General features: G+C 33.8%; 19 protein-coding genes. 12 read left to right on the forward strand and 7 right to left on the reverse strand.

The window, feature by feature from the left end; all coding sequences use genetic code 11:
• Positions 1-46: 46 nt before the first annotated feature.
• The gene (locus tag HYN86_RS03250) at positions 47-1225 is read right to left on the reverse strand and encodes a cystathionine gamma-synthase (RefSeq protein WP_394336087.1); all 1179 of its coding nucleotides are present in this window, start codon (positions 1223-1225) and stop codon (positions 47-49) included.
• A 68-nt stretch (positions 1226-1293) separates the two neighbouring features.
• On the opposite strand from HYN86_RS03250, the gene HYN86_RS03255 reads away from it, so the two are divergent.
• Positions 1294-2037: a DUF3298 and DUF4163 domain-containing protein gene (locus tag HYN86_RS03255; RefSeq protein WP_113676747.1), complete on the forward strand. Its 744-nt coding sequence runs from the start codon at positions 1294-1296 to the stop codon at positions 2035-2037.
• A 127-nt stretch (positions 2038-2164) separates the two neighbouring features.
• Here the strand turns inward: HYN86_RS03255 and HYN86_RS03260 are convergent, their stop codons facing one another.
• The 3 genes from HYN86_RS03260 to HYN86_RS03270 form a co-directional block, all read right to left on the reverse strand.
• Positions 2165-3310 carry an ATP-binding protein gene (locus tag HYN86_RS03260; RefSeq protein ID WP_113676748.1) on the reverse strand — a complete coding sequence of 382 codons (1146 nt, stop codon included), beginning with the start codon at positions 3308-3310 and terminating at the stop codon, positions 2165-2167.
• A gap of 108 nt (positions 3311-3418) precedes the next feature.
• Positions 3419-4174, reverse strand: a complete 756-nt coding sequence (locus tag HYN86_RS03265) for an SDR family NAD(P)-dependent oxidoreductase (RefSeq protein ID WP_113676749.1) — start codon at positions 4172-4174, stop codon at positions 3419-3421.
• A 191-nt stretch (positions 4175-4365) separates the two neighbouring features.
• Positions 4366-5241, reverse strand: a complete 876-nt coding sequence (locus HYN86_RS03270; RefSeq protein ID WP_113676750.1) for an aldo/keto reductase — start codon at positions 5239-5241, stop codon at positions 4366-4368.
• A gap of 213 nt (positions 5242-5454) precedes the next feature.
• Between HYN86_RS03270 and HYN86_RS03275 the strand changes: the two genes are divergently transcribed.
• The 8 genes from HYN86_RS03275 to HYN86_RS03310 all read left to right on the forward strand — a co-directional run bounded on the left by HYN86_RS03275 (position 5455) and on the right by HYN86_RS03310 (position 14813).
• The gene (locus HYN86_RS03275; protein WP_017497457.1) at positions 5455-6459 is read left to right on the forward strand and encodes an AAA family ATPase; all 1005 of its coding nucleotides are present in this window, start codon (positions 5455-5457) and stop codon (positions 6457-6459) included.
• Between the two features lie 80 nt (positions 6460-6539).
• Positions 6540-7403: a DUF58 domain-containing protein gene (locus tag HYN86_RS03280; RefSeq protein ID WP_113676751.1), complete on the forward strand. Its 864-nt coding sequence runs from the start codon at positions 6540-6542 to the stop codon at positions 7401-7403.
• A gap of 64 nt (positions 7404-7467) precedes the next feature.
• Positions 7468-9102: a hypothetical protein gene (locus tag HYN86_RS03285; protein ID WP_113676752.1), complete on the forward strand. Its 1635-nt coding sequence runs from the start codon at positions 7468-7470 to the stop codon at positions 9100-9102.
• Entirely contained in the window at positions 9102-10103 is a 1002-nt protein-coding gene (locus HYN86_RS03290) for a vWA domain-containing protein (protein WP_113676753.1), read from the forward strand. The genes HYN86_RS03285 and HYN86_RS03290 overlap by 1 nt, the downstream gene beginning before the upstream one ends.
• Before the next feature lie 173 nt (positions 10104-10276).
• Positions 10277-11311 (forward strand): vWA domain-containing protein, encoded by a 1035-nt coding sequence (locus tag HYN86_RS03295; RefSeq protein ID WP_113679836.1) that lies wholly within the window; start codon positions 10277-10279, stop codon positions 11309-11311.
• A 39-nt stretch (positions 11312-11350) separates the two neighbouring features.
• Positions 11351-12118 carry a tetratricopeptide repeat protein gene (locus HYN86_RS03300; RefSeq protein ID WP_113679837.1) on the forward strand — a complete coding sequence of 256 codons (768 nt, stop codon included), beginning with the start codon at positions 11351-11353 and terminating at the stop codon, positions 12116-12118.
• 104 nt (positions 12119-12222) lie between these two features.
• Positions 12223-13968 carry a BatD family protein gene (locus tag HYN86_RS03305; RefSeq protein WP_113676754.1) on the forward strand — a complete coding sequence of 582 codons (1746 nt, stop codon included), beginning with the start codon at positions 12223-12225 and terminating at the stop codon, positions 13966-13968.
• Between the two features lie 98 nt (positions 13969-14066).
• Positions 14067-14813 (forward strand): tetratricopeptide repeat protein, encoded by a 747-nt coding sequence (locus tag HYN86_RS03310; protein WP_113676755.1) that lies wholly within the window; start codon positions 14067-14069, stop codon positions 14811-14813.
• A gap of 82 nt (positions 14814-14895) precedes the next feature.
• Here HYN86_RS03310 and HYN86_RS03315 read toward each other — a convergent pair whose 3' ends face one another.
• The 3 genes from HYN86_RS03315 to HYN86_RS03325 form a co-directional block, all read right to left on the reverse strand.
• A complete protein-coding gene (locus tag HYN86_RS03315; RefSeq protein ID WP_113676756.1) occupies positions 14896-16443 on the reverse strand; it encodes a vWA domain-containing protein in 1548 nt (515 codons plus the stop codon).
• 412 nt (positions 16444-16855) lie between these two features.
• Positions 16856-17425: a 5-formyltetrahydrofolate cyclo-ligase gene (locus HYN86_RS03320; protein WP_113676757.1), complete on the reverse strand. Its 570-nt coding sequence runs from the start codon at positions 17423-17425 to the stop codon at positions 16856-16858.
• Entirely contained in the window at positions 17412-18392 is a 981-nt protein-coding gene (locus HYN86_RS03325) for a succinylglutamate desuccinylase/aspartoacylase family protein (protein WP_113676758.1), read from the reverse strand. Before HYN86_RS03325 ends, HYN86_RS03320 begins: the two co-directional genes overlap by 14 nt.
• A gap of 135 nt (positions 18393-18527) precedes the next feature.
• On the opposite strand from HYN86_RS03325, the gene uvrC reads away from it, so the two are divergent.
• The 3 genes from uvrC to HYN86_RS03340 all read left to right on the forward strand — a co-directional run bounded on the left by uvrC (position 18528) and on the right by HYN86_RS03340 (position 23291).
• Complete coding sequence (uvrC, locus tag HYN86_RS03330; protein WP_113676759.1) at positions 18528-20327, forward strand: excinuclease ABC subunit UvrC; 1800 nt, start codon at positions 18528-18530, stop codon at positions 20325-20327.
• A gap of 243 nt (positions 20328-20570) precedes the next feature.
• Entirely contained in the window at positions 20571-20873 is a 303-nt protein-coding gene (locus tag HYN86_RS03335) for an XAC2610-related protein (RefSeq protein WP_113676760.1), read from the forward strand.
• A gap of 60 nt (positions 20874-20933) precedes the next feature.
• Positions 20934-23291 (forward strand): patatin-like phospholipase family protein, encoded by a 2358-nt coding sequence (locus tag HYN86_RS03340; protein ID WP_113676761.1) that lies wholly within the window; start codon positions 20934-20936, stop codon positions 23289-23291.
• Positions 23292-23467 lie beyond the last annotated feature (176 nt).

Raw genomic sequence — 23467 nt, forward strand, 5'->3', positions numbered from 1 at the left:
AAATAATTACAATTGGAATTTGGGATTTTTTATTTGGAATTTCTCTCTAAGATAAAGCTTGTTCTAAATCTGCAATTAAATCTTCTGCATCTTCAATACCAACACTTAATCGAACTAAATCATCCGTAATTCCTACTTCTGCTCTTTTATCAGCCGGAATTGATGCGTGTGTCATTAAAGCTGGATGATTGGCTAGAGATTCAACTCCTCCAAGAGATTCTGCCAAAGTGAATACTTTCAATTTCTCTAAAAATGAAATTGAATCTTCTTTTTTTCCTGATTTAAAATCAAAGGAAACCATTCCGCCAAATGCTTTCATTTGCTTTTTAGCAATTTCGTGAAAAGGATGACTTTTTAAACCTGGATAATAAACCGTTTTTATCTTAGGATGATTACTTAAATATTCAACTACTTTTTCACCATTTTCGCAATGTCTTTGTACTCTTAAAGCCAAAGTTTTGATTCCTCTTAAAACTAAAAAACTATCCATTGGTCCAAGTGTCGCGCCAGTTGCAAATTGCTGAAAATGCAATTGTTCACCAAGTTCTTTGTCTTTTACAATTAAAGCTCCTGCAATCACATCAGAATGTCCTCCTAAATATTTTGTTGCCGAATGCATAACAATATCTGCTCCCAAATCTAATGGTTTTTGCAAGTAAGGTGTTGCAAAAGTATTGTCAACCGCAAGAAGAATTTTCTTTTCTTGAGTAATTTTTGCTATTTCTTGAATATCAGCCAATTTCATCAATGGATTTGTCGGCGTTTCTACCCAGATCAATTTTGTGTTTTCGTTGATTAAACTTTTGAATTTTTCGATATTAGTCATATCCACAAAATGAAATTTAATGCCCGAATCTTTATAAATTCGAGAGAACATTCTATAAGTTCCACCATATAAATCATCCATTGCAATAATTTCGTCACCAGCCTTAAAAGATCTTAAAACGCAGTCTGTCGCTGCAAGACCAGACGAAAATGCTAATCCGCGAGTTCCGTTTTCGATACTTGCCAAAGCTTCTTCCAATGCAGTACGCGTAGGATTTGATGCTCTGCTGTATTCGTAATCTGCCAAAGGTTTTCCTGGACTTGTCTGGATAAAAGTAGATGTTTGATATACTGGCGGCATAACTGCTCCGGTAGATGGATCATGATGCTGTCCACCATGTATGACTTTTGTATTAAATTTCATATATTTATAAGTTTTAGATCTATAATTGTTGTACAAATTTACCGCTTAATTTATTTTATCGCGACACAACTTAGTACCTTTGTGCATAATTAACACTTTTTGATATGAAAAATTACATATTTATAATCTTTTTGTGTTTGATTTTTACAAGTTGCAAAAAAGAGCTTTCATTTGAAAATGAAACGTTTGAAGAAAAATCTACTATTCCGTGCAAGAATGAATGTCCGGAAATCACAATAGAAGTTCCAGTTGCCAAAAATATTAAAGTAATATCAGACAGCATAAATAAGAAAGTCTTCTCTGTAATAAAGGAGATTGTTTTTTTTGGCGAAGATTCAACAAAAGTCAATGACTACCAATCATTGTCCAAGTCTTTTATCGCATCGTATGAAGAAATGCGCGAAAAATTCCCAAACGATACTTTTGGCTGGGAAGCGAAAATTATTGGCAATGTCGAATTTCAATCTGATTCGATTTTAAATCTTAAAGTTGATCATTACACCTTTACCGGAGGCGCTCATGGTTATCAAGGTTATCGTTCGCTACTATTTAATGCAAAGACCGGCAAAGCAATTTTAAACAATCAATTATTTAAAAACGAAAAAGATTTTAAGGCTTTCGCCGAAAAAGCATTTCGAGCAAAATACAAAATACCAGCCGAAGCGAATATTAATGCAACAGGTTTAATGTTTGAAAATGATAAATTTCAGCTGCCGCAAAATATATTTTATACTTCAGAAGGTCTGCTTTTATATTACAACTCATACGAAGCCGCTTCATATGCAGATGGTCCAAAAGAAATTTTATTTTCTTATAATGAAGTCAATAAGTATTTGAATTTTCATTAAATATTTTAGATTAAATAAATTCATTATCTACACAATCTTTGTAGATATACTGGATGTAGACGCACTGCAGTGCGTCTCTACAGAAAACCTCAGAACCTAAGCATCTTAGTACCTTAGAACCTTTTCCCTACTGAACATCATACTTCATCTTACGCAAAACCCTCAAAGCTTCTTTAAAAGAAGAATAAACATTTTTATAAGGTTTTAAAAGCAATTTAGCATCGATAAGTTTTTGCCTTGCATCTTCAAAACCATTCAAATAACAAATCATAAAAGTAGAAGGCAGATTTTCGAGATCTTTCATTTCGCGGTCAGATAACGCAATCTCTTTTTGAAGTTTTGCCAGCAGAGCCATATTTGAATTATAAATATGATACAACATTTTGCGGTTGAATTCTGGCGGTTGAAAAAGCATTTGACGGTCTATTTTATAATATCCGTTATCAAAAAAATGAATAGTCTGCTCTTCCAGCGGATAATAACTCGTTTTATCATTCAATCCAAGCGGCACATATTCTGTAATGGTAAAACTATCGTCATCAAAAAAGATAGTGACTACATCCTGAGCCGAATAAAAAAGTTTAATTTGTTCATTAATTAATTCGATATCAACTCTTGATAAATACGTTTTATCACGTAATTTTTTGGGAACGCCAGCCCAGCATATTACAAACAATTCTTTAAAAACATGATATTTCGGCGACATGTCTTTATGCCTGAAATTCATAAAATCAATAACACCGTCTAAAGTATACTGAATGCTGTTTCGAGAACTATTTTCAATTCCGATTACGGTTTCTGTATTCTGATAGCTTTTTTCAACTTCTTCCCCATTATCCAGTGGAATCGAATTACTGCCGCGCCTTATAAAAACACTATTAGCAAGAATGGTATGGATTCCTTTTTTAAAATAAGAGACTTTGCTTTTGGGTTTTATAGTAACCAGACCAATCACTTTATCTTTTGGAAGATTTGGAAAAGGAACATTTTCGTATTGAATCTTAGGCGGGTTTTCTAAAAAAGCATTTACAAGGTTTTGAATTCTGCTGTCGTCAAAAAAGTCATCGCCGACAATTTCATTATCCTGATCTTCTACTCCAACAACGATATAAGAATTATTATTGGGATTTGAGTTTGATAATGCGCAAATATGCTTTAGAAACTTGCCTTTTCCTTCTCTGGAATGTAGGTTCAATTGCCTTTTTTTATCATAAAAACTGCTCTCATCATTGTGAGCTAGCAAATTCTTTATCAAAAGGCGTTTATTGATCATTATTCCCGATTATTAGACTGACTTAGATTTTTAGACTTCTTAGATTGATTTTCAGATTTCTAATTTAAACTAAAGATCTGATTTTCTAAGAAGTCTAATCATCTAGTTTTAAATATTCTTTTTAACAATCGTCGAAGACGCCTGCGCAGTGCTCATCACAACCAAATCCGCAATGTTTACATGATAAGGTCTTGAAACTACAAAGTGAATAATATCTGCAATATCTTCAGCCTGAAGCGGATCAAATCCCTTATAGACATTTGATGCTCTTTTGACATCTCCCTTAAAACGAACTTCACTGAATTCTGTTGCAACCATTCCCGGATGAATTCCTCCAACTCTAATTCCAAACGGATTCAAATCAATTCGCATTCCGGCAGTAATAGCGTCAACGGCATGTTTTGAGCCGCAATATACATTTCCGTTTGGATAAACTTCTTTGGCTGCGGTCGAACCAATATTAATAATATGTCCCGATTGTCTCTCGACCATTTGCGGAATTATCGCTTTTGAAACATACAAAAGTCCTTTTACATTAATATCAATCATGGCGTCCCAATCGTCTAAATCTCCATTTTGAATAGGATCCAAACCGTGGGCATTTCCAGCATTATTAATTAAAACGTCAATCGTAGAAAAATCGTTTGGCAAAGCACCTATTTTTTCTAAAACTTCCTCTTTATTACGAACATCAAATGCTAAAGAATGCACTTCTGTAAAAGCCGAAAGTTCTTTTTGAAGTTCTTCCAAACGGTCTTTACGTCTTCCGCAAAGCACCACTTTATAGTTGTTTTTTGCTAAAATCTGAGCGGCTGCTTTTCCTATTCCACTCGTAGCACCAGTAATTAAAACTGTTTTTTTCATTTTAAATATTTTGTTTTAACACATAGAGGCATAGGCATATTGTACTTTGAAAGGCATTTCATTTTCATAATTATGTGTATGTGAAATGCTAAGTTCTCTTTTCCAAAGCAATCATAAATCTATGTTTCTATGTGTTTATTTTTTTCTATTCAGATAAAACTGAATACTGTCACTGCGACTAAAAACTAAAATTAAGGCACATCGTCACCCATACTTTCTGTCCAGATCGCGAACCAATCTTCTGTATCCATATTCAATTCTATTGCTTTTGATAAAGATTGAATTCTCGCAACGTTAACAGTACCTGCAATTGGAATTATTTTTGCCGGATGTTTTAAAATCCATGATAACAAAAGTGTATCAGCACCTAAATGATATTTTTCTAATAAATTCGAAAATAGTTTTTTCAAACGACGAGTCTGCTTAGTATCTTCTCTAAAAACAGTTCCAAGCGGATTCCATGACAACGGACGAATTCCGTGTGTTTGCATATAATCTAGACTTCCGTCAAGCATTGGTTCATAATGCGTTGCCGAAAATTGTACCTGATTGTAACTTACTTCTGTTTTCTGACGAATTAATTCGGTTTGAGAACTGGTAAAATTCGAAAGTCCGAAATCAATAATTTTTCCTTCTCCTTTTAATTTTTCAACCGCTTCAGCGATTTCATCTGCCTGCATTAACGGACTTGGCCTATGTAATAAAAAAACATCAACATAATCTGTTTTCAGTTTTTTCAAAGATCCTTCAACCGACTTAATAATATAGTCTTTCGAATAATCGTAATGTTTGATTTTGTTTTCTGGGCGTTTTTCAGCGATCATCTGAATGCCGCACTTGGTAATCAATTGTAATTTTTCACGATCAATTTTACTGGCGTGAAAGGCTTTTCCAAAATCGGCTTCGGTCGTGTACGAACCGTAAATATCCGCGTGATCAAAAGTCGTAATTTTGTTTTCGATACTCACTTGTATCATGTTTTCCATTTCTTTGGTTGTAAGGTTTTTATCCCAAACTCCCCAATTCATAGTGCCTGAAATTATAGGCGATAAGACCGTTTTGCTCATAATAGTTATGCATTATTTTTGGTAATAAATATGCTTTATAAAAACATATTCATCAAAGTTCTTAAAAATATAAAAATAGATTCACAATTAGTCCTTAAAATTAGGTCATTGGTCGAAGTTTTAACCATTCTTTAACATCTTACTTCTTAAAAAATATTCAATTTGCACTCTCAAAAAACAGGCGTACAAATCAAGGTTTTTAAAAATATTTATATGGAAGAAAATACAACGACTTTAGACATTAGAGCGATAAATGAAAAAATTGAAAGAGAAAGTGCTTTTATAGACCTTCTTACAATGGAAATGAACAAAGTTATTGTGGGCCAGAAACATATGGTCGAGCGTTTATTAATCGGATTGCTTGGACAAGGACATATTTTACTGGAAGGAGTTCCAGGTCTTGCAAAAACTTTAGCCATAAATACATTATCACAAGCGGTTCAAGGTTCTTTCAGCCGTATCCAGTTTACGCCGGATTTATTACCTGCCGATGTTATCGGAACCATGATTTATAATATTAAAGCAAACGAATTCTCTATTAAAAAGGGACCTATTTTTGCCAATTTCGTACTTGCCGATGAGATTAACCGTGCGCCAGCAAAGGTTCAGTCAGCTTTATTAGAGGCGATGCAGGAAAAACAAGTTACTATTGGCGACACGACTTTTAAATTAGATCGTCCGTTTTTAGTACTTGCAACACAAAACCCAGTTGAGCAGGAAGGAACTTATCAGCTTCCAGAAGCACAAGTTGACCGTTTCATGTTGAAAACAGTTATTGACTACCCAAAAATTGATGAAGAGCGTTTTGTAATTCGTCAAAACCTAAAAGGATCTTACGAAAAAGTAAATCCGGTAGTTTCTGTTGAACAGATTTTACGTGCGCAAGAAGCAGTTCGTGAAGTTTATATGGACGAAAAAATTGAAAAATACATCCTAGATATTATTTTCGCAACGCGTTACCCTGAAAAATATAAATTAGCTGACTTAAAACCGCTTATTAGTTTTGGAGCTTCTCCTCGTGGAAGTATCAACTTGGCTAATGCTGCAAAATGTTACGCTTTTATCAAACGCCGCGGATATGTAATTCCAGAAGACGTTCGTGCTGTTGTTCACGATGTCTTACGTCACAGAGTTGGAATCACTTACGAAGCAGAAGCAGAAAATATAACTTCTGTAGACATTATCAACAAAATCGTTAACGAGATTGAAGTACCTTAAAAATTTGTTTCAAGTTTCAGGTTTCAAGTTGTTGCAAGACTAACTTGAAACTTCTAAACTTTAAACTTTAAACAAATAAAATGGATACAAAAGAGCTTTTAAAAAAAGTACGGAAAATAGAAATCAAGACCAAAAGACTGAGTAATCATATCTTTTCGGGAGAATACCACTCTTCATTTAAAGGACGAGGAATGACGTTTAGCGAGGTGCGTCAATACCAATACGGAGATGATATTCGTAACATCGATTGGAATGTGACCGCACGCTATAATGAAGCTCACGTTAAAGTATTTGAAGAAGAACGCGAATTGACCATGGTTTTAATGGTTGACATTTCGGGTTCGGAATCTTTTGGTTCTAAAAATCAATTTAAAAAAGACATCGTCACCGAAATTGCGGCAACGATGGCTTTTTCGGCTACACAGAATAATGACAAAATTGGTTTAATATTATTTTCTGACACTGTAGAACTATATATTCCACCAAAAAAAGGACGTTCGCACGTGCTTCGCATCATTCGCGAATTGATTGAATTTGAACCAAAAAGCAATAAAACAGACATTGCACAGGCTCTAAAGTTTTTATCTGGAACTCAAAAGAAGAAAGCCATTATTTTCATGATTTCAGATTTTATGTCTGATTCTTACGAGCATACTTTAAAAATTGCTTCCAAAAAACATGACATTACGGGCGTTCGAGTTTACGATATCCGCGAAGAAAGAATTCCAAATTTAGGAATGGTGCCAATGCTGGATGCTGAAACAGGAAAAATACAATTGGTTGATACAAGTTCGAAAGCAGTTCGTTTGAATTACGAGAAGCACTATCAGGAGAAACTAAATTATTTTAAAGATACATTCCGTAAATCTGGAGCAGGAATTGTCAACACCAGAGTAGACGAAAATTACGTTACTAAACTATTAGGCTATTTCAAATCACGATAAAAATCTGGCAATTTTGATTAACAAATCAAAAATCGTTAATCTAAAATCAACAATCGTTAATCAAATGAAATTTAAACTTTTTATATATTTATTGTTCTTTTCTACTATGATTTTTGCCCAGCAGAAACCAGTAGAAACAAGCATTGATACCACAAAAAACAAAATTGGTGCAGAGTTTAAACTGACACTTAAAACTGTTGTAAACTCAAAATCAAAAGTTGAATTTCCGAAACTTAAAAATATTGGTGCTTTAGAAGTAATTCAGTCTTATCCAGTTGATACTGTTAAGAAAGATGACACTTACGAGTTAATCAAAAAATATGGTTTAACGCAGTTTGATTCTGGTCGTTATACAATTCCAAGCATCAAAATTTTAATTGATAAAAAACCTTTCTTTACAGATTCTATTAAAGTTGAAGTTGCCAATGTAAAAGTCGATACTTTACAGCAGAAAATGTACGACATCAAAGATATTTCTGCTGTAGATGAAGGAATAGGAAATTGGTGGATTTACGTTTTAATTGTTCTAGTAATTATCGGAATTGGGGCTTTTGTTTATTGGTACGTTAAAAAACGCCAGCTGAAAAAAATTGAAGAGGAAGTTTATAAAACACCTATCGAAAAAGCGACAAGTTTATTAAACAACTTAGAGAAAAAAGAACTTGTTCAAAAAGGAGAAATCAAAGAATATTATAGTGAATTAACAGATATCGCCAGAAATTATATCGAGGAAGCAATTCATATTCCAGCAATGGAAAGCACAACTTCTGAATTGATTCAGGCAATTAGAGCAGCATCAACCCAAAAGAAAATGACGCTGACGCCGGAAACGGTTGAGAATTTAGAACGTGTTTTACGTCAAGCCGATTTGGTAAAATTTGCCAAATCTAAACCACTTGATTTTGAAATTACAGAAGATAGAAACAAAATTCAGAAAGTAATTTTAACGCTTGACAATGCAATCCCGACAGAAGTTCCAGAAGACATTGAAGATCAATTATTGAATGAAGCGCAAAGACAAAAACAAATTCAGGCACAGCTTCGTAAAAAACGAAATGCCAGAATTGGTTATGCAGTTGCTGCTGTTGTGTTTTTATTATTCGCAACTACAACTTACTTTGTGGTTACAAAAGGTTTCACTTACGTGAAAGACAATTTAATTGGTCATCCTTCTAAAGAATTATTAGAAGGCGAATGGGTAAAAAGCGCTTACGGAAATCCTGCGGTTCTTATTGAAACTCCAAAGGTTTTAAAGAGAATGGATACTGAAAAAGTACTTCCAAAGGAAACTATGGCATTAATTAAAGAAATGCAGCTTTTTGTATACGGAAGTATGATCGATAATTTCTATATCACCGTTTCTACTGCCAAGTTTAAACAGCCAACTGATATAGATTTGGCAAAAGCTCTCGAAGGATCTTTAAAAGTAATGGAAGCTCAAGGAGCGCAAAATATTATTGTAAAACAAGAAGATTTCCAAACAAATGAAGGTATTCAGGGAGTTAAAGGTTACGGGACAATGTCTATCCTAAATCCGGCAACTAAAACAAGTACAAAAGCATATTATGAATTGTTACTTTTCAAACAAGATCAAGGTTTACAGCAAATTATGATTTTACATGAAGAAGGTGATACATATGCTAATGAAATCACAACCCGAGTATTAAATTCTGTTGAACTTCAAAGAGCAAGCAACTAATGAGTAAGATCACTTTTTTAAATCCAGAATTTCTTTGGTTGTTTCTTTTAATTCCGATTGCTATAATTTGGTTTTTATTGAAACGCAACCAGCAGTTGGCTACTTTAAAAATGAGCTCGACAGCAGGTTTTCAAAACAACGAATCTTTATTGGTCAAATTGAGACCATGTTTATATGTTTTTAGAGTTTTAGCTTTAAGCTCATTAATCATTGCATTGGCACGACCAAGAACTGTAGACATCAGTAATCAAACCAAAACGACTAAAGGAATTGATATTGTAATGGCAATTGACGTTTCTGGATCTATGCTGGCAAAAGATTTAAAACCAAATCGTATGGAAGCTTTGAAAAGAGTTGCTGCAGATTTCGTTGAAGAAAGACCAAACGACAGAATAGGATTGGTTTTATATGCTTCTGAAGCTTATACTAAAACACCAGTTACAAGCGATAAAGCTATTATTCTTGAAGCCATAAAAGGCATTAAATACGATACGGTTTTACAAGACGGAACTGGAATTGGAATGGGATTAGCAACTGCTGTAAACCGTTTAAAAGACAGTAAAGCAAAGAGCCGTGTAATTATTTTACTTACCGATGGTGTTAATAATGCTGGATTTATCGAGCCGGAAACTGCTGCCGACATTGCCAAACAATACGGAATAAAAGTATATACAATTGGTCTTGGTACAAACGGAATGGCAGAATCTCCATACGCTTATGCACCAAACGGAGGTTTCTTATTCAAAATGCAAAAAGTTGAAATCGACGAAAGACTAATGAAAAGTATTGCCCGAAAAACAGATGGAACATACTTTAGAGCAACAAGCAACGATAAATTAGCTGAGATTTATAAGTCAATCAATAAATTGGAAACAACAGAAATTCAGGAATTGAAGTTCTACGATTATGACGAAAAATACAGGGTTTTTGTTTTATTTGCCGGATTGTTATTATTGCTGGAAGTGGGATTAAGAAATACGGTTTACAGAAGCTTTATTTAATTTTTTCAAGATCAAAAAATTCCAAATTTTAAAATTCCAAATTCCAAGTTGAAATTGAGAATCTAAAATTGGAGATTTAATAAAAGAAGCAAAAGTTAAAATTTGAAAAATTGAAATTTAAATAACTCCAAAGTTTGGAATTTGGATTTTCAGTATTGGAATTTAAAAAATTTATGGAATTAGACGAAAAAAAATATTTATATCTCTTATTATTACTCCCAATTGTGGTGTGTATTTTCCTTTTCAATATGTATTGGAAAAGAAGAAAACAACGCGAATTTGGTGACTTGGAAATGGTAAAAAGATTGAGTCCAGAGAAATCAGTTTTTAAACCTGTTTTAAAAATAGTGGTGATTCTTTTGGCGCTAACCTGCCTAATCATTGGTTTGGTAAACCCGAAGATTGGAACTAAAATGGAAACTGTAAAAAGAGAAGGTATTGATATCGTTTTTGCAGTCGATGTTTCTAAAAGTATGCTTGCCGAGGACGTTGCACCAAGTCGTTTGGATAAGAGTAAACAATTGGTCTCTCAAATTATTAACAACTTAGGAAGTGACAGAATTGGGATTGTGGCATATGCAGGAAGCGCATTTCCTGTTTTACCGATAACATCAGATTACAGCGTTGCCAAAATGTTCCTGCAGAGTATGAATCCTGATATGGTTTCGTCACAAGGAACATCTCTTGACGAAGCTATTCGCTTATCTGCAACTTATTTTGATGAAAAAAGCAAAACCAGCAAATTACTTATTCTAATTTCAGATGGAGAAGATCATTCTGAAGGCGCATCTGTTGCTGCAGAAGAAGCCAACAAATTAGGAATGAAAATTATAACCATTGGCGTTGGAACAGAACGAGGAGGAACAATTCCATTAAAAGAAAATGGTGTGGTTCGAAGCTACCAAAAAGATCAAAACGGACAAACTGTAACCACAAAACTAAATCAAGAAGGTTTAAAAACGATCGCAAAAGCCACAAAAGGCGGTTATGTTTACGGCGGCAGCACTAAAGAAGTTTTAGAGTATGTAAAAAATGCTTTGAACAACATTCAGAAAACAGAATTTGAAGCAACACAAATGGCCGAATTTCAATCGCAGTTTCAGTGGTTTATTGGGTTTGCACTTTTATTACTGTTCCTTGATATTTTCTTATTAGAAAGAAAAACAAGCTGGATCAAAGAATTGGATTTATTTAACGAAAAGAAATAAATGTTCGGAATAAAATTCAGAACAGAAAACAAAACAAGAATGAAAAATTTACTTCTTTATATTTTACTAACGGTTTCTCTGGCAGTTTCTGCCCAAGAGAAAGACAAATCATTGCCTGCTGCCAATGAAGAATATAAACAGAATAAATTTGTTGATGCTGAGGCAAACTATAGAATTTCGGAATCTAAATTTCCTAAAAGATCAACAGCGCCATATAATTTAGGAAATACTATTTATAGACAAAATCAAATTTCAGAGGCCAAGTTTGCTTACGCGAAAGCCATAAAAAATGCTAAAACCAGACCTGAAAAACACAAAGCTTTTCATAATCTTGGAAATGTTTTTATGAAAGAGAAAGATTATACACAGGCAGTTGAAGCTTACAAACAGGCGCTGCGTAATGATCCTACAGATGATGAAACGCGTTACAATTATGCTTACGCAAAACAAAAGCTAAAAGAGAATCCACCGAAAAACGATAAAAATAAAGACAAGAATAAGGACAAAGACAAGGATAAAAATAAAGATAAAGACAAGGATAAGAATAAGGATAACAAGGACAAAGACAAGGATAAGAAAGACGATAAGGGCGACAAAGATAAAGACAAAAAAGACGGCAAAAACGACCCTAAGAAAGACGACAAATCGGACAATCAGGGACAGCCGAAACCGCAGCCTGGAGGGATATCAAAAGAACGTGTCCAAAATTTATTAGATGCCGTTAACAATGAAGAAAAGAAAATTCAGGATAAAGTAAACGCGCAGAAGGTAAAAGGCAATCCTAAGAAAACAGAAAAAGACTGGTAAAATAAGTTTAATCGTTTAACCGTTAATTTGTTTATTTGATCAAGTAAAACGATTAAACAAATAACGATTAAACGATTTAACATAAAAAAAGATTAAACAATTAAATGAAAAGATATTTAATTCTATTTCTACTCACTTTTCAAGGACTTATGGCTCAAGTACAATTTGAAGCCAGAGTCAGCAAAAACACGCTTGGACTGAACGAAAGACTTCGTGTAGACTTCATCATGAATGTTGACGGAGATAATTTCGAACAGCCTTCTTTTGACGGTTTTAAACTTGTTGCAGGACCAAGCCAACAGATTAGTCAATCTTGGATTAATGGTCGAAGCTCTTTCCAGAAAATTTACTCTTATATTTTACAGCCTGAGAGAAAAGGTGCTGTAACTATCAAACAAGCCGCAATAGAATACAACGGACAGATTTACAAAACAAATCCAATTAAAGTTACAGTTACCAATGCTGTAGCTCAGGAAAGAGATCCAAGCGACAGACCTCCAGGATCTGGAAATGAATTATTGACTCTTGTTGCTGAAATTTCAAAAACTAATCCATACCTAAATGAACCAATTACAGTAGTTTACAAACTGTATTTCAACAACATTGGCGTAACGGGATTTAAAGAGCTGGCAAAACCTAAATACAATGATTTCTGGAATCAGAATATTGACATTAAGCAATTGGCTATTGAAGAAGGAAATTACCAAGGACAGAGATGTTACTACGTAATCCTGAAAAAAGCAATTTTATATCCTCAAAAAGCTGGAAAACTCACAATTGAACCTCTTTCACTAGATATTGGTGTACAATTACCAACAAATCGACGCGATATGTTTGGTCAAATGATTATTACTGAAGACAATAAAGTAGTTTCGGCGGGAGCTAAAACAATAAATGTACGACCTCTTCCTGAGAGCACAAAACCAGAAGGATTTACAGGCGCTGTTGGAAGATTGAACTTTACGGTTACACCTTCTAAAACAACACTTAAAAATGGCGAAAGTCTAGATTTAATTGTAAGTGCACAGGGAACTGGAAATATGAAGTTATTTACACTTCCAAAACCAGTTGTTCCAAATGCCTTGGAAATGTATGATCCTGTTCATGATGAAAAAGTAACAACATCATTAGCTGGAATGTCTGGAAGAATTACAGATAAATATACTATCATTCCGCAGTACAAAGGAAAATATGCGATTAAACCAATGCAGTTTTCATACTTTGATTTGAGTTCGGGTACTTATAAAACAATCACTTCTAAAGAAATTATGGTGGATGTTTTAGACGGTCCAACTCCTGCAGAAGCAAATACAGGATCTGCTGCTAAAAATGTAGCTGCCAAAACAGAACAATTTAAAAATATCAAACCTAAAACAATTTTAGTTAGTATAGCTAAAAATGATTTTTATGGTTCTGATTTATATTTGGGATTATTATTCGCTCCGTTCATCATCATTCCGCTGATTATTTTAGGTAAGAAGAAAAAAGAAGCTATCGACAGTGACGTTACTGGAAATAGAATTAGAATGAACAATAGACTGGCGAAGAAATATTTATCGCAGGCGAAGAAACATCTTAACAATAAAGAGCCTTTCTATATCGCACTGGAAAAAGCAATGCACAATTTCTTGAAAGCCAAACTGCATATTGAAACCTCAGAAATGAGTAAAGACAATATTAGAGAATTGTTGTTGTCTAGAAATGCAAATCCAGAAACCGTACAAAACTTTATCGCTTTGACCGAAAACTGTGAATTTGCACGTTATGCACCAGCATCAAGTGCTTCGATTCAGCAGGATTACGATAAGGCGGTTTTGATTATTTCTGAGTTAGAAAAACAGATTGTTTAATTTTTTTTACTGCAAAGTCCGCTAAGAAAATTGATTTAGATTTAGATTTCGATGAATTTAAGTTCGCAAAGTTGAAAATCTTATTACATATTTAGAAAATGAAAAACATACTATATCTCTTTTTATTAATCTCACAGGTTTTCTTTGCGCAGGGGCGCTTTGAAGCAGGAAATGCTTTATACGAGAAGGGACAATATAAAGAAGCTGTGCAGGTTTATGAAAACATCATTAAAGAAGACAAATTACATTCGGCTGAATTGTATTTTAATCTTGGAAACTGCTATTATAAATTAAACCAAGTTGCACCTTCTATTTATAATTATGAAAAAGCACTGGTTTTAAAACCAAACGACCCAGAAACTTTAAACAATTTAAAGTTTGCCAAAAAGCTTACAATCGATGAAATTAAGGAAGTTCCCAAAGTTGGTTTTGCAAAACTGATTCAAAACTTTACATCGATTTTTGATTATAATACGTGGGCAAAAATTGCTGTTGCAATCGGGTTTATCTTTTTACTGAGTTTTATTGGTTATTATTTTTCAAGCGCTACACTAGCCAAAAGAATCTATTTCGTTGGAATGTTTATCCTTTTGATAGCACTTGGTTTAAGTATTGGTGCTGGAATGTCCGAGAAAAATAATTTTGATAACGATCGCGTTGCAATTGTTTTTTCTGAGTTCAGCCAAGTTCGAAACGAACCTCAAAAATCTGCAAATGGAATTATTCTATTACACGAAGGGGCAAAAGTTTACGTACTAGAAAGTGCTGCTGGATGGAAAAAAGTAGAATTAACAGATGGAACTCAAGGCTGGATTGATTCTTCGACTATTAAAGAAGTGAAATAAGATTTAAAAATATTCAAATAAAAAATTCCAAATTCCAATGTTAAACTGGAGTTTGGAATTTTTATTTTTTTAGAATTTCTAATTAGTTTACAGCATCCACCAATCTTATAAATTCTGCTCTGTAACCATCTTCATCATTATACAAACCAGACTTTGCTAATTTTTTAATGTCTGAGGTTGAACTGCTGGTAATGTATTTTGACTCGCGTAATTTTAATCCGAACCAAGAAACTGCGGTTGTAAATTTAAAATCAGGAGAACTGTTTTGAAGATCTGTTTTCCTATCTGCTATCACATTTACTATTTCAATACTTTTATCACCATCAGGTTTTTTATATCTGAATTTTACGGTTGCCAATTCATCACTGTAATTGCCTTCTGTTTTTTGTGTTTTAGTATATTTTAGATCAGACGGAACATAGCTGCTTTCTACACCAGCTGGAATAATTTCATACAAAGCCGTAACGGAATGCCCGCTTCCTAATTCGCCCGCATCTATCTTATCATTTTTGAAATCTTCAGCATTTAGTTTGCGGTTTTCATAACCAATCAATCGATACGCCTGAACGTGTTTTGGATTAAACTCAATTTGAATTTTCACATCTTTCGCAATAGCAAACATCGATCCTTTAAATTCTTTTCCTAAAAAACGATTTGCTTCTTGAATATTATCGATGTAAGCGTAATTTCCGTTTCCTTTATCGGCAAGAATTTCCATTTTAGAATCTTTATAATTCCCCATTCCATAACCTAAAACAGTTAAAAACACACCGGAGTTTCTTTTTTGTTCAATTAGTTTCATCATCTCATCATCACTTGATGCTCCAATATTAAAGTCACCATCAGTAGCTATCACTACCCTGTTATTGCCGCCTTTTATAAAATTTTGCTGTGCCAATTTGTAAGCCAGTTCGATTCCTTCGCCTCCTGCTGTGCTTCCTCCTGCATGCAGTTCATCAAAAGCCTCCATAATTTCATCTTTCCTATCACCAGAAGTTGGTTCCAAAACAACTCCAGCAGATCCTGCATACACTACAATAGAAACTTTATCACTATTTCGAAGTTCTTTTACAAGAACCTTCATTGATTCTTTCAATAACGGCAATTTGTTTTGCTCATCCATAGATCCAGAAACATCTACTAAAAAAACAAGATTAGAAGCCGGCAAATTTTCCATTGGAACATTTTTTCCCTGCAAACCAATCTTTAACAGTCGGCTGTTTGTATTCCACGGACAGTCGCTGTATTCAGTATTAATAGCAAACGGATGCTGCCCATCTGGCTGTGGATATTTATATTTAAAGAAATTGATCATTTCCTCTACACGAACGGCATCTTTTGGAACTTTCTGCCCTTCATTAATAAAACGTCGAATATTGGTGTATGACGCATTATCAACGTCTATAGAAAAAGTAGATAGTGGTTCTTTCAGCGGAGATTCAAACGGATTTTCTTCTAATCCTGCGTAGCTTTCTGTATTCGGTTCAATGTACATTTCCTCTGGAATTTCATCTACTACAGCTGCAGCAGAATCAACTGTCTCGTAACTTTGGTCTGCTGATTCAACTTTCTTACAGCTGAAAATAGTAAATACGAGGAATGCCATCATAAAGAAATTAAGATTTCTCATAAAGTAAATTTTTTAAAAATTAATAAAAGGTTATAGGCTTCAAATAAGGACTAGCATTCCGGATGTACTAGAAGTAATTATTTGCAATTTTCGAGTATGCAAAATCGTGCCAAAAAATTTACAAATGTTTTTCTTACGTGAAAAAAAATTAAAAACCTTGATTTTTAAAGGAATTAATGTGAAATATTTTTTTTTCTTTTCGTGTAAATTGTAGAGACGCACCGCAGTGCGTCTAAGTCAAGTAGATCGGCAAAGATCATATCAGATGCACTGAAGTGATTTTTTTTTTTGCCACAGATTAATGGATTTGAAATGATTAATCCTTTTTTAATCTTTTAATGTGTTGCATTACTTTATATTTCTGTGTGTAGACGCACTGCGGTGCGTCTCTACAGAATATTGGACTATGAAATTAAAACTGATATATTTTCTCAGGCGTAACGCAATAATCCAATTTAATATCCGACTCAAAAACATCATCAATCTGACTTACGGCTTCAAAAAAAGAAAGTCCGATTTTGAGGGTTTCGGGTTTGCACTCTGCAAGGAATTTATCGTAAAAGCCTTTTCCGTAGCCGATTCGGTTTCCAAAAACATCAAAAGCTAAAAGCGGTACAAAAACAACTTCGACTTTAGAAGATGGTACTTCGATTCCGTCAACAGGTTCTGGAATATTATATTCGTTCTTTTTAATTTTGGTATTATCGGTCAAAAGAAAATGAGTCATTTTTCTGGATTCGAAATCACTTTTAGAAATCAGGATTTCTTTGTCTTTTCCAGAAAGCAAATGAAGTACAAATTCGGTATTAACTTCTTTTTGCTCTTCGATAGGAAGAAAAACATGGTAATAAATTTTATCCCAAATTGGCATCTGAATCAATTGGTTGGCAATTTTCAGACTTTTTTCTTCGACTTCATCAAAAGAAAGTGCTTTACGGAAATTTTTATATTCTATTCGAAGTTCTTTTTTATTCGTCGGCATTTTCGGGATTACTTTTAGATAAATGATAAATGGCATCGCCTTCGTAAACAATTGGCGAATGGTTTGCATTAATTACAAAACCATCATGTGGTGCTTTTACTTTCTGTTCAAATTTACCAAATGGATCTGTAATAATGGCTAAGATAGTGCCTTTGGTTACAAATCTTCCGACTAAATTAAAATCGTGCAGCAAACCCGAACATTTTGCACGAAGCCAAACCGATTGTTTAATATAAATTGAAGGTTCAAAAGCTGGCTCAACCAATTGCTTTGGATCAAGCATATTTAGATAATGCAGTAAACGTTTTGTGCCCAAAACACCTTCATTGGCAATTTCATTATTAATATCCAAAGATTTTCCGCCTTCAAAAAGAAGCATTTTGACATTGGCTTTTTCAGAAGTATTTCTAAAAGAACCATTTATATTTTTAGAATATAAAGTAAACGGCGCATTAAAAACATCTGCCAAAATTTTCAACTCGGGATTATTTTCAGTGATTCTAATTTGAGGGGCATTGAAACGACTTGCTCCGCCTGCGTGAAAATCGACTGCATAATCTAGAATCGGCAGAATTTCTTCAACAATATGATAGGCAAATCTACTGGCAAGCGAACCTTTTTTACTTCCTGGAAAAACACGGTTTAAGTCGCGGCCGTCTGGAAATTCGCGCGATTTATTCACAAAACCATACATATTGATCACCGGAATACAAATTATTGTACCTCGCGTGGGTCTGTTAATTTTTTTGCTGATAATCTGACGAACGATTTCGACGCCATTTATTTCGTCGCCGTGGATTCCAGCCGAAAACAAAACCGTTGGGCCTTCAATCTTGGAACGGCGTACAATAACAGGAATATTTAATTTGGTTGTAGTGTGCAGTCGAGCAATTTCGACGTTTATCGTTCTGTGTTCTCCCGGCAAAATCGATTCGCCAAAAATAACCAATGGAGTACTATTTTTCATCTCGAATTATAAAATCTAAATATAGAAATTATTCTTTTGATTTTGTAAATTTGAAACTAAATCAATGTTAAGCTTCATTTAGAAATCGGAATGGTTTTTGAAAAGCTTTTCGAACATCTTCAGAAACACTATAGAATGCAAAAACCAGCCTTAGATCTTCAAATTTTAACCTTGCCAGACAACCCCGGTGTTTATCAATATTATGATAAAGACGGGAAAATCTTGTATGTCGGCAAAGCCAAAAATTTAAAAAAAAGGGTTTCTTCATATTTCAATAAAATACACGACACAAAGAAAACAAATGTTCTGGTTAGAAAAATTGTAACCATAAAACATATCGTTGTTCCTACAGAAACTGATGCGCTTTTATTAGAAAACAATTTAATTAAAACTTTACAGCCCAGATATAATGTTTTACTGCGCGATGACAAAAGTTATCCTTGGATCTGTATTAAAAAAGAGCCTTTTTCGAGAATATTTTTAACTCGAAGAATGGTAAAAGACGGCTCTGAATATTTTGGCCCGTACACCAATTTCAAGATGGTTTACACGATTCTGGATTTAATTAAAGAGCTGTATCCATTAAGAACCTGCAATTACGATTTAAGTAAATCGAATATCGACTCTGGAAAATTTAAGGTTTGTTTGGAATATCATATCGGAAATTGTAAAGGCCCTTGCGAAGGTTTGGAACCTTTAGAAGAATATCAAAGACAAGTCAACGCCATTCGCGAAATCCTGAAAGGAAATTTCAAAGAAAGTTTAAAGGATTTCAAGAAATTGATGAATAATTATGCGCAGAATTTACAATTTGAAGAAGCGCAGAAAATTAAAGAAAAAATCGAAGTTCTTGAAAACTATCAATCTCGATCAACAATTGTAAATCCGAAAATTACCAATATTGATGTTTTTTCAATCGTTTCTGACGAAAGTGCCGCTTATGTCAATTTCCTTCAGATTTCTCACGGTTCGATTATTCGTTCACATACTTTAGAAATCAAGAAAAAACTCGACGAAAGCGATGAAGAATTATTAGAATTGGCGATTATAGAACTTCGTGAACGTTTTAATTTATTGTCAAAAGAAATCATTGTTCCTTTTGAAATGGATTTGGGCGAAAATATTAAAACAACCGTTCCGCAGCTCGGGGACAAAAAACAAATTTTAGATCTATCGATTAGAAATGCCAAATTCTACCGCATCGAACAATTAAAACAATTGCAAATTGTAGATCCAGATCGCCACGTAAATAGAATTATGGCGCAGATGCAGAAAGATTTACGTCTTCCTGTTGAGCCTCGACATATAGAATGTTTTGATAACTCGAACATACAAGGAACAAATCCCGTTGCTGCCTGCGTGGTTTTTAAAGATGGAAAACCAAGTAAAAAAGATTATCGCCATTTTAATGTAAAAACCGTTGAAGGTCCAGACGATTTTGCTTCGATGACCGAAATTGTTTACCGCCGTTACAAAAGATTATTAGATGAAAATCAGCCTTTACCGCAATTAATAATTATTGATGGTGGAAAGGGACAATTGTCATCTGCCCTAAAAAGTATCGATGAGTTGGGTCTACGTGGTAAAATTGCCATTATCGGAATTGCAAAACGTTTGGAAGAACTTTTTTATCCAGGCGATTCTATTCCGTTATATCTGGATAAAAAATCTGAAACCTTAAAAGTTATTCAGCAGTTACGAAATGAGGCGCACCGTTTTGGTATTACTTTTCACCGAGATAAACGAAGCAAAGCCGCGCTTAATTCATCTGTAGAAAGCATCCCTGGAATTGGCGAAAAAACCATGCTGGCGTTAATACAACATTTTAAAAGTGTTAAAAGATTGAAACTGGCAACAGAAAAAGAAATTTCGGCCGTTGTAGGAGTATCAAGGGCTAAAAAAATTGTAGATTTTTATCATCCGAAAGAAAACTAATTCACTTTGAAAAAATACTTTTTACATATCTGTTTAAGTTTATTTTGCTCTATTTTATATAGTCAAAATGATATTTCTTTGGTACAAAAAGACAAAAGCAAATTCAAAATAAGTTTAAAAACCAATTCTGCCTCAGAAGAAAGCGAAGAAATCCAGCAGGCAGTAGAAGTCAAAAATTTTCAAACCGGAAAAACCTAGATCATTACAAATATCGAAACGTCTATTACGGGAAAACCAACTCATTTGGAAGTAAACGATTATAATTTTGATGGTTTTACAGACTTTGCTGCTTTTCATAGTGATGATGGAATGGGAGTTTATACGATTTACCAGATTTTTATTTTTAATCCGAAAACTAAAAATTTTGAAGCTTTACAATTTCCAACCAATTTCAATCCGAAATGTGATATGTTTTGCGATGTAAAAGTCGATAAAACTAAACAAACACTAAGTTCAAGCTGCAGAGGCGGCGCGAAAACCCACACGGATATTTGGAAATTTGATCCAACCAAAAAATTAATACTTTCAAAAACAGAATCCTACTAAGATAATCTATTAAAAGCAAAAAAAATTGCCGACTTTTACAAAACCAATTAGTTAATTTCTATGCGCCTAAGCCAGCTGTCCATTTCAAATACTCGGTCAAAAGGATTTTTTTCCAATCCCAAAAAAGGAGCTTCTTGGGTCGCTCTTTTTTGGCAGGAAAAAATAACCTTTTGCCTCTCGCAGTTTTCCATTTCCATCTGGGGCGTGGCAGCGGTGCTTTTTACACTTTTATTACTTTTTCCAGAGAAATCATTTTCGCAAGAAATCAAAAAAGACAGTTTAAAAAGACCTAAAATTGGTTTGGTTTTAAGTGGCGGCGGTGCCAAAGGTTTTGCCCATATCGGAGTTTTAAAAGTTTTGGAAGAAGCCGGAATCAAAATTGATTACATTGGCGGAACCAGTATGGGATCTGTAATCGGCGGACTTTACGCTTCGGGTTACAATGCTTCTCAAATCGATTCGATCTTCAAAAAAACCAATTTTGACGAATTAATAAACGATTATATTCCGCGTTCGTCTAAGAACTTTTACGGAAAAAAGAATGACGAATTATATGCGATTGTTTTGCCATTCAGTAATTTTAGAGTGGGTATTCCAGAAGCACTCTCAAAGGGAATGTACAATTACAATCTGCTCAGCAGTTTGACCAGAAATGTTCGCCACATTCGTGACTTCAATAAACTGCCAACACCTTTTTTATGTATCGGAACCAATATTGAAACAGGTGAAGAAGTTTTATTGAATAAAGGAAATTTAGTTCAGGCTATGATGGCGAGTGCAGCTTTTCCTTCCCTATTTACTCCAGTAGAAATCGACGGAAATTTATTGGTCGACGGTGGTGTTGTAAACAATTATCCAATCCAAGAAGTTCGTAATCTTGGAGCAGATATTATCATTGGAGTTGATGTTCAGGACGATTTGATGAAAAGAAAAAGTCTAAAAAATGCAACTCGTATTTTGGTTCAGATTACCAATCTGCAGTCAATCGACAAAATGAAAAACAAAATAAAAGATACGGATGTTTACATAAAACCAGACATTCGTGATTATGGCGTAATTTCATTTGATAAAGGTGAAGAAATTATTAGAAAAGGAGAAGAAGCTGCTTTTGCTGTTTATGAAAAAATCAAAACACTAACAGATGAAACTTATTTTTACAAAAAGCCAAAACTAAAAGTCGCAACAGATACAATTGAAATCCAGAAAATTAATACCGACAAATTAGATAATTATACCAAAGAATATATTCGGGGCAAACTTCGTTTTAAACCGGGAAGCACGATTACCTATAATGATTTAAAAACGGGAATTAATAACTTGAATGCTACGCAGAACTTTAGCACCATTTCCTATTGTCTGCAGCCAGACGGCGGTAAAGACGACTTAGATTTGGTTTTAAAAGAAAACCCAACACAAACGTTTTTGAAACTGGGACTTCATTATGACGGACTTTATAAAAGTGGTATTTTATTAAATCTTACCCACAAAAAAACGTTTTTGAAAAATGATGTGACTTCTCTTGACATTATTTTAGGTGATAATTTTAGATATGATTTTAATTATTATGTTGAAAATGGTTTTAATATCAGCTTTGGTTTTCGTTCAAGACTGAATCAATTTAATCGAAATGTAACCACTAGTCTGAGCAATCTGGTTTACGATAATCCTGGCACCAATTTAATCAATGTTGATTTTATGGATATTAATAATCAGGCCTATTTTCAAACTATTTTTGTACAGAAGTTTTTAATGGGCGGTGGTTTAGAATACAAATATCTAAAGATAAATTCGCCGACACTTTCGAATGAAGACAACGTAATTGATAAAAGCAATTACTTTAGTGCATTTGCATACTTAAAGTATGATTCTTTTGACGACAAATATTACCCAAGTTCTGGATTGTATTTTTCTACAGATTTACAAACGTACTTGGCATCGTCAGATTATACGAATACATTTAAACCTTTTTCGATGGCAAAAGCCGAGTTGTCTTTTGTAAATACATTATTTCCGAAAGCAACTTTTAAAATTGATGCTGATGCAGGTTTTACTTTTGGAAGCAGCAGCGTTCCGTTTTTTGATTATATTTTAGGAGGGTACGGTTACAGCAAAATCAATAATTTTAATTATTTCTATGGTTATGACTTTTTAAGTATTGCAGGAAACAGTTATATCAAAACAGGAATTACGCTGGATTACGAAATCATCAGAAAAAACCATATTAATGTTTCTGCCAATTTCGCCAATTTAGGTAACAATATTTTCAGCACAGTCGACTGGATCTCAATGCCGAAATATACAGGTTACGCTGTAGGTTACGGATTGGAAACTATAATTGGTCCAATTGAGATCAAACAATCATGGTCTCCAGAGATGTCAAAAAGCTTTACCTGGTTTAGTATCGGATTTTTGTTTTAGGCTTTTATTGAAGAATAATTCAATAAAATCGCGGTTTTTTTTTGCTATATAAAAATTATATCAAAAAAAATTAAAATATCTAATAGTTATAATTAATATAATTTTTAATTTTACTCGGAAAAAATTACGACATTTGTTATAATGAAAACAAAATGGACAGGTTTATTAGAGTATCT

This window comes from Flavobacterium fluviale (assembly GCF_003312915.1).
Classification (GTDB): domain Bacteria; phylum Bacteroidota; class Bacteroidia; order Flavobacteriales; family Flavobacteriaceae; genus Flavobacterium; species Flavobacterium fluviale.

Coding starts and splice junctions, on each gene's coding strand:
- HYN86_RS03280 (WP_113676751.1), top strand. CDS start 6,540: ATGGATACAAAAGAGCTTTTAAAAAAAGTACGGAAAATAGAAATCAAG.
- HYN86_RS03265 (WP_113676749.1), bottom strand. CDS start 4,174: ATGAAAAAAACAGTTTTAATTACTGGTGCTACGAGTGGAATAGGAAAA.
- HYN86_RS03260 (WP_113676748.1), bottom strand. CDS start 3,310: ATGATCAATAAACGCCTTTTGATAAAGAATTTGCTAGCTCACAATGAT.
- HYN86_RS03340 (WP_113676761.1), top strand. CDS start 20,934: ATGCGCCTAAGCCAGCTGTCCATTTCAAATACTCGGTCAAAAGGATTT.
- HYN86_RS03270 (WP_113676750.1), bottom strand. CDS start 5,241: ATGAGCAAAACGGTCTTATCGCCTATAATTTCAGGCACTATGAATTGG.
- HYN86_RS03295 (WP_113679836.1), top strand. CDS start 10,277: ATGGAATTAGACGAAAAAAAATATTTATATCTCTTATTATTACTCCCA.
- HYN86_RS03285 (WP_113676752.1), top strand. CDS start 7,468: ATGAAATTTAAACTTTTTATATATTTATTGTTCTTTTCTACTATGATT.
- HYN86_RS03275 (WP_017497457.1), top strand. CDS start 5,455: ATGGAAGAAAATACAACGACTTTAGACATTAGAGCGATAAATGAAAAA.
- HYN86_RS03305 (WP_113676754.1), top strand. CDS start 12,223: ATGAAAAGATATTTAATTCTATTTCTACTCACTTTTCAAGGACTTATG.
- uvrC (WP_113676759.1), top strand. CDS start 18,528: ATGCAAAAACCAGCCTTAGATCTTCAAATTTTAACCTTGCCAGACAAC.
- HYN86_RS03255 (WP_113676747.1), top strand. CDS start 1,294: ATGAAAAATTACATATTTATAATCTTTTTGTGTTTGATTTTTACAAGT.
- HYN86_RS03300 (WP_113679837.1), top strand. CDS start 11,351: ATGAAAAATTTACTTCTTTATATTTTACTAACGGTTTCTCTGGCAGTT.
- HYN86_RS03310 (WP_113676755.1), top strand. CDS start 14,067: ATGAAAAACATACTATATCTCTTTTTATTAATCTCACAGGTTTTCTTT.
- HYN86_RS03325 (WP_113676758.1), bottom strand. CDS start 18,392: ATGAAAAATAGTACTCCATTGGTTATTTTTGGCGAATCGATTTTGCCG.
- HYN86_RS03290 (WP_113676753.1), top strand. CDS start 9,102: ATGAGTAAGATCACTTTTTTAAATCCAGAATTTCTTTGGTTGTTTCTT.
- HYN86_RS03315 (WP_113676756.1), bottom strand. CDS start 16,443: ATGAGAAATCTTAATTTCTTTATGATGGCATTCCTCGTATTTACTATT.
- HYN86_RS03320 (WP_113676757.1), bottom strand. CDS start 17,425: ATGCCGACGAATAAAAAAGAACTTCGAATAGAATATAAAAATTTCCGT.